At 35.6% G+C, this 17,181-nt stretch carries 13 protein-coding genes and 1 tRNA gene; 8 read left to right on the forward strand and 6 right to left on the reverse strand.

The features are described 5' to 3' along the window. Positions 1-94: 94 nt before the first annotated feature. Positions 95-640 (forward strand): TetR/AcrR family transcriptional regulator, encoded by a 546-nt coding sequence (locus tag RSC39_RS00685; protein WP_332534358.1) that lies wholly within the window; start codon positions 95-97, stop codon positions 638-640. 65 nt (positions 641-705) lie between these two features. On the opposite strand, the gene RSC39_RS00690 is transcribed toward RSC39_RS00685, so the two are convergent. Both RSC39_RS00690 and RSC39_RS00695 read right to left on the reverse strand, forming a co-directional pair. Then, the gene (locus RSC39_RS00690; protein ID WP_011834250.1) at positions 706-2,649 is read right to left on the reverse strand and encodes an alpha-amylase family glycosyl hydrolase; all 1,944 of its coding nucleotides are present in this window, start codon (positions 2,647-2,649) and stop codon (positions 706-708) included. 120 nt (positions 2,650-2,769) lie between these two features. Continuing rightward, entirely contained in the window at positions 2,770-3,090 is a 321-nt protein-coding gene (locus RSC39_RS00695; RefSeq protein WP_332534360.1) for a hypothetical protein, read from the reverse strand. Positions 3,091-3,511: 421 nt separating this feature from the next. Here RSC39_RS00695 and RSC39_RS00700 point away from each other — a divergent pair, with 421 nt between their 5' ends. Next, a complete protein-coding gene (locus RSC39_RS00700) occupies positions 3,512-9,166 on the forward strand; it encodes a SpaA isopeptide-forming pilin-related protein (RefSeq protein ID WP_332534362.1) in 5,655 nt (1,884 codons plus the stop codon). Between the two features lie 111 nt (positions 9,167-9,277). Next, positions 9,278-9,592 (forward strand): helix-turn-helix domain-containing protein, encoded by a 315-nt coding sequence (locus RSC39_RS00705; protein WP_332534364.1) that lies wholly within the window; start codon positions 9,278-9,280, stop codon positions 9,590-9,592. Between the two features lie 148 nt (positions 9,593-9,740). Here the strand turns inward: RSC39_RS00705 and RSC39_RS00710 are convergent. Further along, positions 9,741-9,813: transfer RNA gene (locus tag RSC39_RS00710), tRNA-Thr, on the reverse strand. Positions 9,814-9,875: 62 nt separating this feature from the next. Continuing rightward, on the reverse strand, positions 9,876-11,024 hold the full coding sequence (tgt, locus tag RSC39_RS00715) for a tRNA guanosine(34) transglycosylase Tgt (protein WP_063282038.1): 1,149 nt from the start codon (positions 11,022-11,024) through the stop codon (positions 9,876-9,878). Between the two features lie 209 nt (positions 11,025-11,233). Here tgt and RSC39_RS00720 point away from each other — a divergent pair, with 209 nt between their 5' ends. After that, positions 11,234-11,923: a DUF975 family protein gene (locus tag RSC39_RS00720; protein WP_332534367.1), complete on the forward strand. Its 690-nt coding sequence runs from the start codon at positions 11,234-11,236 to the stop codon at positions 11,921-11,923. A gap of 53 nt (positions 11,924-11,976) precedes the next feature. On the opposite strand, the gene RSC39_RS00725 is transcribed toward RSC39_RS00720, so the two are convergent. Both RSC39_RS00725 and RSC39_RS00730 read right to left on the reverse strand, forming a co-directional pair. Next, positions 11,977-13,155, reverse strand: coding sequence for an MFS transporter (locus RSC39_RS00725; protein WP_011675213.1), 1,179 nt, complete (start codon positions 13,153-13,155; stop codon positions 11,977-11,979). Between the two features lie 182 nt (positions 13,156-13,337). After that, positions 13,338-13,778, reverse strand: a complete 441-nt coding sequence (locus RSC39_RS00730; RefSeq protein ID WP_041931165.1) for a CoA-binding protein — start codon at positions 13,776-13,778, stop codon at positions 13,338-13,340. Between the two features lie 133 nt (positions 13,779-13,911). Here RSC39_RS00730 and RSC39_RS00735 point away from each other — a divergent pair, with 133 nt between their 5' ends. The 4 genes from RSC39_RS00735 (at position 13,912) to RSC39_RS00750 (ending at position 17,104) form a co-directional block, all read left to right on the forward strand. Further along, positions 13,912-14,697, forward strand: a complete 786-nt coding sequence (locus RSC39_RS00735) for a DNA/RNA non-specific endonuclease (RefSeq protein WP_332534369.1) — start codon at positions 13,912-13,914, stop codon at positions 14,695-14,697. Between the two features lie 168 nt (positions 14,698-14,865). After that, positions 14,866-15,075, forward strand: coding sequence for a hypothetical protein (locus RSC39_RS00740; protein ID WP_332534371.1), 210 nt, complete (start codon positions 14,866-14,868; stop codon positions 15,073-15,075). A gap of 11 nt (positions 15,076-15,086) precedes the next feature. Beyond that, entirely contained in the window at positions 15,087-15,326 is a 240-nt protein-coding gene (locus tag RSC39_RS00745) for a hypothetical protein (protein ID WP_063282035.1), read from the forward strand. A gap of 197 nt (positions 15,327-15,523) precedes the next feature. Continuing rightward, on the forward strand, positions 15,524-17,104 hold the full coding sequence (locus RSC39_RS00750; RefSeq protein ID WP_332534374.1) for a glycosyltransferase: 1,581 nt from the start codon (positions 15,524-15,526) through the stop codon (positions 17,102-17,104). The last annotated feature ends 77 nt before the right edge of the window (positions 17,105-17,181 follow it).

Consider the following 17,181-nt stretch of genomic DNA (forward strand, 5'->3'; position numbering starts at 1 on the left):
AGGTTATTATTTTTTGTTTTTATAACCAACAAAATGAATTATAAACCAGAAAGTTATATTTGTCAAGAATTATAACTTGTGTTACAATTAATTTATGAACACACGTGAAAAAATATTAAAGAAGACAGAAGAATTTATCCTAAAAAATGGAATTGAAAAGTTGACCATTTCAAAAATTGCCAAAGAATTGAATATTAGTCAGCCAGCGATTTATAAACATTTTAAAAGTAAAGATGAACTTTTGACCATTCTATCACTTCGTTGGCTTAATGGTCAGACGCTTGTCAAAATTTTTCCTTTTGATACAAGTTCTTATGAGCATCAAAAAGATATTGTCCATGATTGGCTTTGGTCAGTAGCTATTGCCAAGTACGAAGCCCACAGAAATACACCAGAAATGTTTGCTCTATATACTACTTATATTGGTGAGAACTTAGAATTGGGACGCCAACATATTTTAGAAATGGTAGAGAGTTTAAAAACGGCGGCAAAACTAGAATCTTATGAGGAGGCTGGCGCTTATATCCAAGCTTTCGTTTATTTTCACCACCCGAAAATTGCCCCTCAGTGGGACGATCAATTTCAAACGCAATTTGAAAATCTCTGGACTTTGATGGAACCAAATTTAAATGCATTTTAGAAATTACTGACAGACTTTTCGGATTTCTGTCAGTAAAAAAACCTGTCATTTGACAGGTTTTTTTATTATTTAATTTTAAACACCATCGCTGTTCTAGGTTCAAGAATCAAATTTAAAGTTCCTTTTGACCAACCAAAACTACTTCTAGGACCAAATCCCCCGAATTTTTGATCATCACTGTCAAAGATAAGTTCTGGTTTTTTAGAAAATTGGAGCTGAAGTTTTTGCTCATAACTAGGGTGGAAATTAAAGACAAAAACTAATTGTCCTTTTTTGTATGCCAGTAATTTATCCGAATCCTTAATCCAAAGCTGTTGAACAGGATCTGTACTTTCTAAAAATTTGAAATCATGTTCTAAATTGAGCATGGCTTGGTCAAATGCCAGTAAATATTTGAAACGTAAATTTTCGTTATCAGCAAGTGACCATTGTCTTCTAGCATGTTGAAAATCATCATGATTTTCTTCTCGAGGGAAGTCAAGCCATTCAGGATGACCAAATTCGTTTCCCATGAAATTTAAATAACCTTCACCTGCTAGACTAAAAGTGATCAATCGAATTAACTTATGGAGGGCAATGGCGCGGTCAATAATCAGAGATTGACTATTGATGTCCATGTTCCAATAGATTTCTTCATTAGCTAGCCACATCATCAGTGTTTTATCTCCAACTAAAGCTTGATCATGACTTTCTGAATAACCGATATTTTTTTCTCCAGGTCGTCTGGTCGTCAATTCCCACCATAAACTTAGCAAATCTAAACTATTATCTGTTTTTTCTTTCAATTGTTTAATCCAAAAATCAGGAATTCCCATTGACAAACGATAATCAAAACCAATTCCGCCAGCCGAGATAGGTAGTGCCATCCCAGGCATGGCAGACATGTCTTCGGCGATTGTTGTTGCTGATGGATTAAAGAGATGAGTTAGTTCATTAGCCAGCATCAAATATGTCACGGCTTCAACATCTGTATTAAGTGAAAAATACTTACTATAATCTGTAAAAGCAGTTCCTAAACCATGGTCATGATAAAGCATTGAGGTTACTCCATCAAAACGAAAACCATCGAAATGATAAATGTCTAGCCAAAATTTTAGATTTGATAGTAAAAAATGAAGGACTTCATCTTTGCCATAATTAAAAAGTTTCGTCTTCCAAGCTGGATGATTTCCCCGTTCGCCTTCATGAAAATACTGATTTTCTGTTCCATCAAAATAGTTGAGCCCATCCTCAATATTTTTTACAGCATGTGAATGAACCACGTCTAAAAGCACTTGCAAACCCAAACCATGTGCCTTATCAATCAATTCCATTAAATCTTCTGGCTGACCAAAGCGACTAGAGATGGCAAAAAAATTGGAAACTTGATAACCAAAACTAGCATAGAGCGGGTGTTCCATAATTGCCATCAGCTGAATGGTATTGTAACCATCTTTTTTAATTCTGGGTAAAACATCGCGCGTGAATTCTTTGTAAGAATTAATTTTGTATTCTTCGGTTGAAATCCCAATATGTGCTTCATAAATCAAAGGTGCTTCGCTTAGTTTAGGGCTTTTATTTTTCCATTCGTACTTAGGCTGAGTAATAACCCCGTCTAAACCATGATTTTCATTAGGAAGAGCATACATAATGTAAGAAGGAACACGATAAACAACTTCTCCAGTTGGCAAAAGCAACTTTATTTTTACTTTAGAACCCACAGGTAATAATCCAGGAACTGAAATTTCCCAAGTCCCGCCATAAGCCTGTTTTAGTTCATAGTTGTTTTCCCAATTGTTAAAGTCACCAACAAGCCAAGCTTTTTTAGCATTTGGTGCCCATTCGCGGAAAGTCCAGTGTTTACTTTCTTGTTGAAAGCCAAAATACTTATAGCCGTTCGCAAAATCAACTAAAGAACCATCAACGCCCAAAAGCCGTTTCTTAGTTCTAGCAAATTCAAAGAGGCGTAAAGACAAGTCATCTTTGAAAGGTTCCAAATAGGGGTCATAATCCAAGATATTTAGAGGCATAAGCTATTCTCCTTTTACTGACAATCATTTCTAGCTCTATTTTAGCACTTTTGCAAAGGTTTTCATAATGGAATTAAAAATAAAAAAATTTACTGACCAAAAGCTGTCAGTAAATAATTATTATTCATCATTAAATCCAAACCAAGGGTCTTCCTCGCCTGTCAGATGTTCTTGACTAGGAGAAAGTGTCATTGGAATTTGCGCAGAAGCTGTAGAGGCTTGAGAATTTACTGACCAATCTGTCAGTAAATTTTTGTCCACAGAAGTTTTATCAGCGGCAAAAAAATGAGTTTCTAAATACTGAATATATTCATAAAACTCTGTCAGAAGTTCATGATAGGCCTTTAATTCAGTCGATTTATCCATGTTTTTAAATTTCTCTTGAAATTCTCCCCAGCGTTCAGCGATATGTTTACTTTTCATAAAATCATCATAATTCATGTCAGCCCTCACTTCTATCTATCTATTATAACCTATTTTATGAAGTCTATTAGTAAACTTGTATCTCATTTTATTTATTGTTTCATTCGTCATTTAAAGTAGGTTATATATTACGTTTCGCAATATTAGAAAGCTGATTTAAATTTCAAATCGATTTTTTTTATTTGTTTTTTTAAAGAGCCTATAAATCAAAAATGCTATTTAAAACGCTTGGTTGAGCTATGGTGTCTTATTTTCTATAAAGCCTTAAAGAAAAAAATATAAAACAAGCGTAACATTTAAAAATAAAATGTACGAAATACAATACACATTTGTAGTATATTGTGTTATAATGTCCTAGTATCAGAGGAACGCAATTGGATGATTAAGAAAGACTTTCTATGGTGTGATTTCTGATTAAAAACTCAACAAGGAGGACATTATGGAAAGTAGAAAAAAAGTCGCTTCTATAATTCTAGGACTAGTATTGCTTTTGCAATATATTGTTACACCAGTAGGAGTGATTGCGGAAGCATTGACTAAGGATAGCGTAAATACTGCTATTAACCTGAGCCAACTTAAAATAGACGAATCAGAAGCAAAAACTGATTTAACGTCATTTAACTTAACACTTAAAGTTGAAAAACCAATTGAACAAAATGAGACAGTAATTATCGATTTGAACAGTTCTATTAATACACCTAGTGAAGATAATAAAGCAAAATCAACAACAGATTTTACTGCTAATGAAAACAAATTAACGGTAGTTGTAGCTGCGAATAGCAACAATGAATTGAACATTAACTTTTCTGTACTAAAACAAAAATTAAAAGACCTCAATCAGTTAACAGCAACGCTTAATAATCAAAAGGTGAGTGTTGCTCTTCCAACAACTGATTCAACGACGGACTCAACAGAAAATTCAACGAGTACTTCAGAATCTAAAAGTACAAGTAATTCAGAGATTTCAACAAACTCTTCTGAGAGCAAGAGTCAGTCAACTTCTGAAAGCAAAAAAGAACAAACAAAACAAGAAACAATAACTCAAGCTGATGCCGGTCGAAATATTCGTGACCTTCTAGATGCTGCTGGTGTTTCTCCCGATTCCATCATCAATGGAGGAACGGTTGTTTATGTTGATAAAGACGGAAATCCGTATCCTGATCAAACTAATGTCCCTATTGACGCCGCTGTTAAAATTGATTACACATGGAGTATCCCAGAAGATATTATGCCATTAAAGGCTGGAGATTATTTTGACTTCAAGTTACCAGATGGAGTGACAATTGAAGAAGCTATGGGAAATATAGGGGATTACGGAACTTATACTATTGATGCTGATGGTACAGTTCACTTTGTATTTAATGAAAAAGTCGAAACAAAACATGATATTCATGGGACTTTCCATTATGATGCCCACTTTGATAAAGAAACCATTCCTGGGGAAGTTGTAATTGATACACCAACTGAGGAAAATTTCCCTCCTTCTGAGGTTCACGTTCGCCCAGACTATAATCAAGGGATAGACAAATCAGGACACTTTGACAAGACCCCAAATCCTAGTGAAGTTATTTGGGAAATTAATATTAATCGTCCATTAAATACGATGGAGAATGCAACTCTTACTGACCCAATGCCAGCTGGAACTACTTATAAGTCAGTAGTCATTTATCCAGAAACAGTTGGGCCAAATGGAGAAATCCTATCAGTTGATAAAGCTCATCCTTTAGTTGAAGGAACCGATTATACGGTAGATGCAAATGGGGAAATTACATTTATCGGTAAGTATGCGAAGACTGATCAAGCCTTTAATGTTGTTTATACAACATCTATTGATGACGATACTATTCCAGAAAAAGGCGGAAATGTAAACTTTACAAATACAGCCACATTAAATGATGGAAAAACAGATACTGATGCAAGTGCCTCAGTTGATGCTGAATATAAAGGACCGATTACCAAAAATGGCCCTTACTCAACTGGTGATGATCAAGTTTACAATTGGAATGTTGAGTATAATTATAATGAGCAAAAGCATAAAGCTGGCTCATATATTGAAGATACAATGAGCGATGCTATTGAACTCGTGGACGGCAGTGTTAAGCTCTATAAAATTACTTTTGATAAAGATGGAAATGAAATAAAAGGGGCTGAATTAAAAGAGGGCGAAGATTATAAGCTCGTTCCAGACCCCAATGACCCGCAAAAATTTAAAATTGTATTTCTTAAAGATATCGATTATGCAGTAAAAGCAGAATATCAAACAAAGGTTAAAGATATTGTAGATGAAAATGTGCCAATTGAGAACTCAGTAGAGACAGATACTGGGGACAAAGATGGGTCAACAGGAAATGCAACTCAAGAAGGATTAGTAAAAAATGTTGATGGTGATATTGACTACAGCAAAGATGAAATTCCTTGGAAAATAGATATCAATAGTGCAGGCTATTGGATGGAAAACTGGTCACTTGAAGACACAATGTCTCAAGGCCTTACATTTATAGAGGATAGTTTCCAAATTATTGATAAAAATGAGGGAAATCGTGTTCTATTACCAACAGAATATACACTAGTAAAAACTGCAACAGGATTCCAAGTTTCCTTTAACTCTCCTTTAAAAGAAGGAACTGATCATAAATATCAGATTAAATACAAGACAAAATTTGATACCAGTGCAATTGATAATGGAAGTGGTCATGAAGGAGACATCAAATTTAAAAACGATGCTTCTATGACTTGGAATGATAAAGAGGGTGGAGATCATACAAATACTGATCATAAAGATGTTAAACCTCTTCCACCATTCCAGTACAATGGACAAAAATCTGGTGACTATAATGCAACGACTAAAAAGATTACATGGACGGTTGCTGCTAATTTCAATCAACAAGAATTAAAAGATGCTTCAATAGTAGACCCAATTTCAGCGGATCAAAAATATGTTTCTGGAAGTGCTAAAGTTTATGAAGCCACAATTAATAGTGATGGGACTTATACTTTAGGTGCTGATGTTACTTCAACATCAGGAATTAAAGTGACCGAAGGTAAAAATGATATTAAGGTTAACCTTCCTGACAAGAGTAACAAAGCTTACGTGTTAATCTTTGAAACCAGTTTGGCTGGTGAACTCATCAACCAAAAAGAATATAAAAATACAGCTACATTTACTAATAATGACATTTCTCATGATTTAACTGCCAGCGTCACGGCAGCTCATGAAGGTGAATTTGTTTCAAAATCTGGTGAACAATCAAGTTCAGATTCTGATTATGTGGATTGGACGCTTACCGTCAATGCTTCACAATCAACTTTGAAAGACGTTGAAGTTGTTGATAATCCTTCTTCAAATCAATATGTTGTTCCAGAAGATGTCGTTGTTTACGGAACGACAATTGATAAATCAGGAAATATTACCGAAGATAAAAACACAGTGCTCAAACAAGGAGTTGACTATACTGTTGATATTACTACAGATAACATCACCGGAGCACAAGCAATCACTGTTGATTTCTTAGCTGAAATTAACACAGCCTATATGGTGGAATATCGGGCATTGATTACTACTGATAAAACTAATGATACCGTAAGTAATCAAGCTCATATTAGTGGAAATAATGAAACAACGATTGAAAAAGATGTTGAAGTAGATGTTCCTGTAATCAATCACGATGGGACGGCAGATGGCTCAGAAGGGTCAGTTACTTTTGAAAAAGTTGGTCCTGACAAAGAAAAACTAGCTAATGCGCATCTCCAACTTTGGTCAATTAATGATGAAGGTAAAAAAGATAAATTAATCCGTGAAGGAGATACCGACCAAAATGGTGATTTGAAACTGGGACACTTACGTGTCGGTGATTATCTTCTTATTGAAACAAAAGCTCCAGCAGGATACACACTTGATGAAGAATTGGTTAAAGGTAAAAAAGTAACTGTCGCTGAAGATGGTGAAACAGCTAACTTTCCTATCCAAGAAGTCGAGAACGAACCAACAAAAGTAGTACTTAAAAAAGTAGGAATGACCATTGAAAATGGAGAAGAAGTAAAAAATCCACTTCAAGGAGCAGAATTTAAACTCTTAGATGACTCAGGTCAAACTGTTGCGGGTTATGGACAAATTACTTCTGATAGTTCAGGAAATGTTACCATTGAAAAATTAGTACCTGGCAAGTACTCACTTGTAGAAACGAAAGCTCCAGCAGGTTATATCTTAGACCCAACTCCAATTGAATTTGAACTCAAAGCAAATGAAGAGGGAATAATTTCAGATGTTAACTTGGAAAAAGTGAATTATCAAGGTTCAGCTGAGTTAATCAAACATGACAGTAAAGGTCAACCTTTATCAGGTGCAATCTTCAAGGTTGTTGATAAATCAGGCAAAACAATTCAAACGAATTTAACATCCGATAAAGATGGCAAAGTAATAGTTGACGGCCTAGCGCCAGGTGACTACTCATTTATCGAAACGCAAGCTCCAACAGGTTATGTATTAAATACAGACCCAGTTCACTTCACGGTTGCTGATCAAGCAGAAGGCCAACCGCAAATCGTGATGGCTTCTGATAACTTTATTAACTATCAAGGCTCAGCTGAATTAATCAAACATGATAGTAAAGGTCAACCATTATCAGGTGCAATCTTCAAGGTTGTTGATAAATCAGGCAAAACAATTCAAACGAATTTAACATCTGATAAAGATGGCAAAGTAATAGTTGACGGCCTAGCGCCAGGTGACTATTCATTCATCGAAACTCAAGCTCCAATAGGTTATGTATTAAACACAGACCCTGTTCACTTCACAATAGCCACTGAATCAGAAGAGAAACCTCAGCTTGTTATGGCTTCTGATAACTTTATTAACTATCAAGGCTCAGCTGAATTAATCAAACATGATAGTAAAGGCCAACCTCTATCAGGTGCAATCTTCAAGGTTGTTGATCAATCAGGCAAGACAATTCAAACGAATTTAATATCCGATAAAGACGGTAAGGTAATAGTTGACGGCCTAGCGCCAGGTGACTACTCATTTATCGAAGTTCAAGCTCCAACAGGTTATGTATTAAATACAGACCCAGTTCACTTCACAATAGCTACTGAATCAGAAGAAAAACCACAGCTTGTCATAGCTTCTGATAACTTTATTAACTATAAAGGCTCAGCTGAATTAATCAAACATGACAGTAAAGGACAGCCTTTATCAGGTGCAGTCTTCAAGGTTGTTGATCAATCAGGCAAAATAATTCAAACGAATTTAACATCCGATAAAGATGGTAAAGTAATTGCCGACGGCCTAGCGCCAGGTGACTACTCATTCATCGAAGTTCAAGCTCCAACAGGTTATGTATTAAACACAGACCCAGTTCACTTCACAATTTCTGCTGAATCAGAAGAAAAACCACAGGTTGTCATGGCTTCTGATAACTTTGTTAACTACCAAGGTTCCGCCGAATTAATCAAGCACGATAGCAAGGGTCAACCTCTATCAGGTGCAATCTTCAAAGTTGTCAATGAATCTGGAAAAGTGATTAAAGAAGGGCTGACATCCGATAAAGCTGGTAAAGTAGCAATTGATGGTTTGGCGCCAGGTGACTACTCATTCATCGAAACGCAAGCCCCAACTGGCTATATCTTGAATACTGAAAAGGTTAATTTCACTATTTCTGACAAAGAAGAAGGTCAGCCAAAAGTAGTGACGGCCTCGGATAACTTTGTTAACTACCAAGGCTCAGCCGAATTAATCAAACATGACAGTGAAGGCCAACCTTTATCAGGTGCAGTCTTCAAAGTTGTCAATGAATCTGGAGAAATGATGACTGTCAGTGTTTCTCAAAGTTCTCCAATTCAAGAAGTTATAAATAATGGTGTGGATACTCCGGTGTCAGGAGGCATATCGTTTATGAATTATCTTTCATACGATGGGAAAGTGCTCACTAATAATCCACAAGTCGTCCATTCTAAATCTGCAGGGGAAGTAGGAGATACCGTAGTAATTGATAAGGCTTCGCCGAGTCTCTTTGCCTTAAAAGTTCCTTCAAGTTTTCAGAAAGTAAATTCTGAGTTTAAAGGGACTTTATCATGGACTTTGACAAGCGCTCCATAGAAGATAGAACAATGATGAAAATATTTTGGGCTGACATTTATGATGAAGTAAACATTCAGGGGATACTAGGGAAAGAGTACACAAGTAATAGTGTATTGATGGATAAGAAAAATGGAAAATATATTTTATCTACGTTTGAAAGCTTTGACTCATGAATCTGGTAAGTCATTTAATCAAATTGAGAGAGAATTAGGCTATACTAGAAATGCTCTTGCAAATTATAAAAATGGTGGAGTGCCTTCTGGAATAAGATTGATGGAGTTAGCAAACTATTTTAAAGTTCTGCCCGATTATTTGATTGGAAAAGTTCCTTTTGAAAATGTGGAAAACATCGAAAACACATTTGTTTCTCTTACAAATAAGCAAAAAATTGAAATGTATCTTCTTTGTCAAAAATGGATATTATCAAGAATAAAAGAAGATTGATTGTTTATTGAGCTTAGGACAAATAAAAACTACTGAACTAATAATTCAGTAGTTTTTTATTTTGTAGATTAAGAGATAATTTTAGTAAAAAGTGGAATGGAATAATGTTTAAAAAAATCCTTATCGATAGACAAGGATTTTGAATTAGTGCCGACTATAGGAATCGAACCTACGACCCCTTCGTTACGAGTGAAGTGCTCTACCGACTGAGCTAAGTCGGCACAAAATAAAAGTGGTTCTCCACTTTTATTATAATACAACTTTTTAAGTGCTTTTTCAAGAACTAAAAATCTTTGGCATTGGGTTGATTGTAGCCATAACGTTCACAGAAATCTTCACGGAATTCTAGAAGGTTATCATCCATGATTGCTTGGCGAACATCTTTCATGAGGTTTACTAGGAAATGAAGATTATGGTATGAGCAAAGGCGTAAACCAAAGGTTTCATCGGCTTTAATTAAATGACGTAGATAGGCGCGTGTGTAGTTGGTACAAGTGTAGCAATCACACATTGGGTCAAGTGGAGTGAAATCATGCTCATATTTAGCATTTCGAATATTTACTCGACCAAAATGTGTCATTAGTGTTCCGTTACGAGCGATTCGTGTAGGAAGAACACAGTCAAACATATCCACCCCGCGTATAACTCCATCAATCAAGCTATCTGGAGCACCAACACCCATTAGATAGCGTGGTTTATCTTCAGGAAGCATTGGTGTTGTAAAGTCAAGAACAGTGTTCATTTCTTTATGTGATTCTCCAACGGCAAGACCACCGATCGAATAACCAGCAAAATCCATAGAAGTTAAATCGCTAGCTGATTGACGACGTAAATCTTCAAAGCCAGCTCCCTGAACAATTCCAAACAGTCCTTGGTCATTTGGACGGCGGTGAGCATTGAGCCCACGTTCAGCCCATCGTGAAGTTCGTTCAACAGAGGCTTTAACGTAATCATAAGGTTGATAAAAAGGCGGGCATTCATCAAAGGACATCATGATATCTGAACCAAGATTGTTTTGGATACTAATTGCTTTTTCTGGATTGAGGAAAAGTTCACGTCCATCTAAATGGCTTTTAAATTTAACGCCTTCTTCTGTAATATTTTTCTTATTTTGAACAAGACTATAAACTTGGAAACCACCACTATCTGTTAGGATGGGTTGGTCCCAATTCATGAATTTGTGAAGACCACCAGCTTCAGCAACGAGTTCGTCCCCAGGACGCAGCCAAAGGTGATAGGTATTTGAGAGAATGATTCCAGAGCCGAGAGTTTTGAGTTCTTCTGGACTCATTGTTTTTACAGTGGCTTGGGTGCCGACTGGCATGAACATTGGAGTTGGAAAGGTTCCGTGAGGGGTGATGATTTCTCCCAATCTTGCTCCAGTGTGTTTTTCTTTTTTTATTAATCTGTATTTTATTGCGTGTTCTGTCATAACTTTCCTTTATTTTCCATCTTATCCGCTAACTTTTATGGTTAATAATTCTGATAAGCTTAAAAAGCAAGCACTTATAAGTATAACAAAAAATAAATGGTTTTTATAGATGGTTTTAAAAAAATCAATCGAAAGTCTTAGAGATTTTGTCCATTTATTGATATAATGTAGTAAATAGAAATATAGGATAAATGATTGGGAGGTGTTTTATGTCAAGATGGGAATTGAAAAATCAAGCCAAGGGAGCCTTACGTGATAATTTCGGCTCGAAAATGTTACTTTTTATTATTCCAATAATCATGGGAATACTAGGTGGCGGAAATGGTATGAAACAATCAATGGACTACAATGCTTCTTTTGATAATGTACCGAGTAGTGTCTGGATGGCAGTTAGTTTTGCGACATTGCTTATTGTAATTTTGATGATTGTGGTCGCTTTGTTTGTTTCAGTGGTGACAGTGGGAGCAATCTTTAACTATATTAAAATTTTCCGTGGTGAGCGTAATAATCCGCAATTCAAAAATGTTTTTGGACCATTTTATGATGGCTCGGCTGGAAAAATAATTCTATTGAATATTGTTAAGGGAATCATTTTTGTTGTTTTAATGTTTATTCCAATCATTGGTTGGGCAGTTGGCATTTATTTGGCACTTGGTTGGTCACAATCAACTTACGTTTTGTTTGATCAGCTAGAAGAAGATCGTTATAGTGGTGTGATGAATGTATTGAGCGAATCAGCGACCATGATGAAGGGACTACGTGGAGATTATTTCATCTTCAAATTTAGTTTCTTTTGGTGGTATGTTCTTTATGGTATTTCTGGGGGATTAGCAGGATTTTGGACGACTCCTTACCTCAATATGGCTTCAATTGCTTATTATGAAAATATTGGTAAATAAAAAAGCTGTCAGTAAATTGACAGCTTTTTTATTTACTGACAGCCTTCAGTAAATTAATTTTCAGTTTTAACGTGACGTCCGTGGACAAAATGATAAATGACAGCAATTAGAAGCGCAAGAATTGCTGATGCAAAATAGAGATTACGATAACCTAATAAGGGCATAAACATTCCTAAAATAAAGGGTCCAAAACCAACACCCATATCCATAAAACCAAAGAAGGTAGAAGTAGTTACTCCTAGACGGTGAGCTTCAGAGTTACGAATGGCAATCGCTTGTCCAAAAGGAGAGAAAGAACCATAGCCTAATCCAATGAAGATTGCGGCGATAAGGAGCATCCAACCTGATTGAGCTAATCCAATTAATAAAAGTCCTAAAGCGAAAAAGAGATAGGTGGGATACATGACAAAGTTATCCCCAAATCCATCAAAGATACGACCAGTGATTGGACGTGATAAAAGAACAGTAATCGCATAGACTAAAAAGAAAAATGAAGCAGCTTCTGAGAGATGAATATTAAGAGCGTAGGCATCCATAAATGACAGAATACTTGAATACGAAATTCCGATGAGAAAAGCAATTAGGGAAATGGGTAAAGCTTCTTTTTCAAAATAATTTGACCAAGCAAATTTTTTATGATTTTCTGTAATTGCAGAACTGTCAGTAGGTTTTTCGTTCACGCGTAAGAAGAAAATACCAATCAGTGCAAGGAATAATAATAAAGCGGAAAGCCAGATTAAAGAGTAAAAGCCAGAAGTTCGATAAAGGAACATTGATAAAAATGGCCCAACTGCTGACGAGAGCGTCACAGACAGGGCATAATACCCAATTCCTTCACCACGACGAGAAGAAGGCACGATAGCTCCTGCTAGAGTACCAGAAGCTGTTGCAGCAATCCCAAAACCAACACCGTGTACTAGACGGAGAATGAGCAAGAGAGCAACACTATGAACGATAAAGTAGACAAAGGTGAGTAAGAAATAAATTAAGGTTCCGATATATAGAAGCTTTTTAGCACCAAGGCGCTTCATATTATTTCCAGCCCAAAGCCTTGCGATAAATCCGCCGACAATAAAAATACCAGATAAAATACCAGCAATACTAGCAGAGGCATGATAACGATCCATGGCCATTGTCCCGATGACAACGGTAGGGAGATAAAAAACAAGATAAAAAATAAAATTAAGTAACATATTAACAACGAAAGTTGTTGTCCAAAGTTTTTCTTTCATAAAGTTCCTTTCTTTGAGAAAAATTTATGAATGCGTAAACATCCGCCTAAAAAACAGATAAAACTCCCGCTTTTTAGACGAGAGTTTTGTGTTTGCGTAATTCAACTTTATTATTGTATCAAAAAAATCTAATAAAATGTTGACAGGGAAACTTAATGATACAAGCCCGCATTTTTTTTAGCTTATTTTCTTCCTAATCCTGAATAAGCATATTCGATTTTAATACAGCGATTCATCACGATTTTGCTTTTTCCAGCAGTTCGGAGAATTTGTTCAGCTTCTTGAGATTGAAGGCCCAATTGAGCCCAAAATACGTCAGCGTCTGTCTCAATAAAATCGCGGGCCACATCTGCCAAAAATTCACTTCGACGAAAAATATCGACAATATCAATGTGAAAAGGAATATCTTTGATAGAAGAAAATACTTTTTCACCTAACAATTCAGTTCCTGCAAGTCTGGGATTAACTGGAATGACACGGTACCCATTTTTTTGTAATCCTTGAGCGATTAAATAAGATGAGCGGTCTGTTTTATCACTAATTCCTACAACGGCAATCGTTTTAGCTTTTTTGAGGTAATCAAACAGGACCTCTTGTTCTGGATTTTCAAATTCGTACATCAGATTTCCTCCTCTTGTCTTTGAGTCTATTATACAATATTGAAGGAATTGGTGCCTTATTTTAGCCTTTTTATAGGGAGGTTCAAACTTTTTTAGAATTACAAAATCTTTTTAATTTTTTTGCTATAATTAAGCTATGAATAAGAAACAATTAAAAACAATAATAAGCGTGGTTGCAGTTATTATTGCACTAGCTGTGGGATATTTTGGTTCTGGACGTTTACATTTAGGGCAAGGAAATGATTCATCTACTAGTAGTAGTCAAGTTTCCACAAAAGCCTTGGCAACATCAGTTAAGCAAGCTCCTTTGCCTTTTAAAAACCAAAAACAAATGGTCATGGCAAATACTGATGCTTTAGGGCGTGCAGTTGATGCGCACATTCAACTTAAAGATTCGCAAGAACCTAAAGTAAAACGGGAACCTTTAACTTATAATCCTGTTGGCTGGCATAATTATAATTTCTATTACAAGAAATCCAATGGTTCGATTGGTAAAATGTGGTTGATGGCGCGTGGACATTTGGTTGGTTATCAATTTTCTGGTTTAAATGATGAAGCAAGAAATTTAGTTCCGGAAACTGCTTGGTTTAACGGTGGAAATTTCACGGGAACGAATGATGGAAATACTGCCAGCATGCTTTATTATGAAAATCGGTTAGACAGCTGGCTTGCCAATCATCCTAACTATTATTTGGATTATCAAGTCACTCCACTTTACAAAGGAAATGAGCTCTTGCCACGCCAAATTCGATTGGCTTACGTTGGAATAGATAAAAACGGTCAAAGCTTGTCAATTAAACTTGGCGGGGGACGTGAAAAGTCTGGGAATGGTGGAGCAACTGTTGTTGTTCTTGATAATGTCGCTCCTAATGCTAAAATTAATTATGCTGACGGGACTGCAGTCAATACAGTCAAACCTTAAATAATTACTGACAGGTCTGTCAGTAAAATTAATTCTTAATTCAATAACAGAAAGCCTGAAAAATCAGTCAAAAGACTGAGAACTAAGGCTTTTTTTCTTGCTATAATTAGAATATAAAGACAGCTTCACAAATATAATAAGAGGTTGTTAATTACTGGAGGAAAAAGAATGTTTTTATTAGTCATGTTAATTTTAGTCATGTTACTTTTGATAAAGGGTTTCTTTAAATTTGTTTTACCAGCATTGATTATCTTAATGATTTTAAAATTTTTGTTCGGTGGTTTAATGCTTTTGTTTAGTCCTCATTTCTGGGGTGCATTACTTGTGATTGCTTTCATAGTATGGCTCGTAAGAGCCAGTCGTAGTCATTACTACTAAAAGGAGTGAATATGTTTTTAGGAATTTTGTCAGGAATAATCGTACTTGGAGTGCTTTTGTCAATATTGTTAGTTTTTTTGGGAGTCATAGCCTTAAGAGTCTTTTTACGCTATATTTTCCCGATTTTACTCATCTTGTTAGTCATTCGTTTGATGATTTCAGGAATTTTACTTTTGTTTAATCCGCATTTTTGGTTTTTCATTGTCATCGTCGCCCTAGTCCTTTGGGTACTTGGTAAAATGAAAAATTAAGTAGCTTTTTAAATGATGATAATTATAGAATTACTGACAGTTTCGTCAGTAATTTTTTTGATTATAATTTTATAATCATTTTTAATTTTATTGAGTGTTTTAAAAAAATTTGATATAATTCTTTTACTACTGTGTATTTAAAACAAGTATTTTGTTTATAAAAAAAGATTTCCGCTAAGGAAACATCGGAGGACGTCATGTCAAATGAATATAGATCGCGCTCATCGCGTCATGAGCGTAGAAGCTCTCGTTGGGCAAAAAAAGATTCTGATGTCGTGGAAGCGGCAGCAAATCAAGCGATTAAACATTTAGAAGAAGCAGAGTATCAAACAGCCGAACGAACTGAAGAACAAAAAACAACACATGAAAAGACGCTCAGAATTTCCTTAGCAACCTATGGATTACTGACAGGGTTGTCAATGATTTTAGCCCTTAGTTTTTATGCTCTCCCTTTGTGGAAACCTGTTGCAACGGCTAGTCAGTCACAAAATCTTTATTCTGGGTTTGCAATGCAGCATGGTTTAGTTCCTTACAATGACTTTTATGGAACTGGTGGCTCAATTTTTTATCTTATTAATTGGTTTGGTAATGTTGGAGGAAGCACTTGGTTTCTTTGGATTTTTGAAATTATCGCCTTATTGATCAGCGGTATTTTAACTTATCGTTTGGTAAGTCAACAGACACGGAATCATACGGCATCATTGACTGTGTCAGTATTTACATTAGTTATTGTCGCTGGTTTATCTAGAGGAGGAGATAGCCCGACACTTTTTGCACTTCCTTTTGCTCTTTGGGGCGCTCTATTTTTGAACCAGTATTTTCAAGACGGGTCAACCGATAGAGGATTTATTCGTTTTGGGATGGCTGCAGCTTTTGCATTAGTTATTTCACCTGTAATGGTTATCTTCTTCATACTATCTGCTATTGCTCTATTGATTCATAACATTGCCACTGGTAAAATTGGGCATGGTTTTTACCAAATGCTATCAACAATTTTGGGAGTTTTGTTAGTTGGTTATTCAGTGGCTTATTATTCTCTTGAAGCACAAACGGTCTATACTTCTATTGAACAATCCGTTTTAATTCCATTTACTCATTTTGGACCTACTGGAGATTTATTAGTCACCTTAGCGAAGGCATTAGTATTAACTCTTATCTTTGGGATTGTTGCAGGATTTTTCCAAGGTCTTGTGCAATTAAAAAAAGGTGGACCAGCCAGAATTTGGTATGTGATGCTACTTATTGGGATTGTTGGTGTAACAACACTAGTTGTTTTTGCGCAAACTTTTGATAGTTCTAATCTTTTAGCAGTCTTGCCATTTACCGTTGTCTTTGCTGGTTTGGGTCTGAAGGACAGCGACCAGATTCTTTTAAAATATTTACAAAATCGCTTATTTGCCCCTATTCTAGCAATTCTTTTCGTCATTTTCACTCCAATTAGCTATCATTTTATGAATCGGACAATTGCTTCAGAAGAGCAACATGTTGCACAATATATTCAGAATAATGCTAAAAGTTCTGACCGAGTTTACGTGGTTTCAGACGGTAAAAATATTAATAATTTGACAAAAACAATTTCGACTTTGGACAATGTACCAGCAAATTATCCAGTTAAATTTACACAAAACTATGATTTGAAAGTTGGAAAATTAACAGATAAGTATGTTGTTTTGCAAGCTGCTCAAGAAGTTCCTGCTAGTTTGAAAAAGGTCTTGGATAAAGATTATAAAGTAAGCAATTATTCTGGTAAGTATTTCCAAGTCTATCAAAAGAAATAAAAAATTGTTAAGCACAAGGAAAGCCAAACCAAAGCGTAAAGGTGCTATAATGACGTGAGCGGGCTAAATTAATAAGT

It is taken from the genome of Lactococcus sp. (assembly GCF_036648155.1).
Lineage (GTDB): Bacteria > Bacillota > Bacilli > Lactobacillales > Streptococcaceae > Lactococcus > Lactococcus cremoris.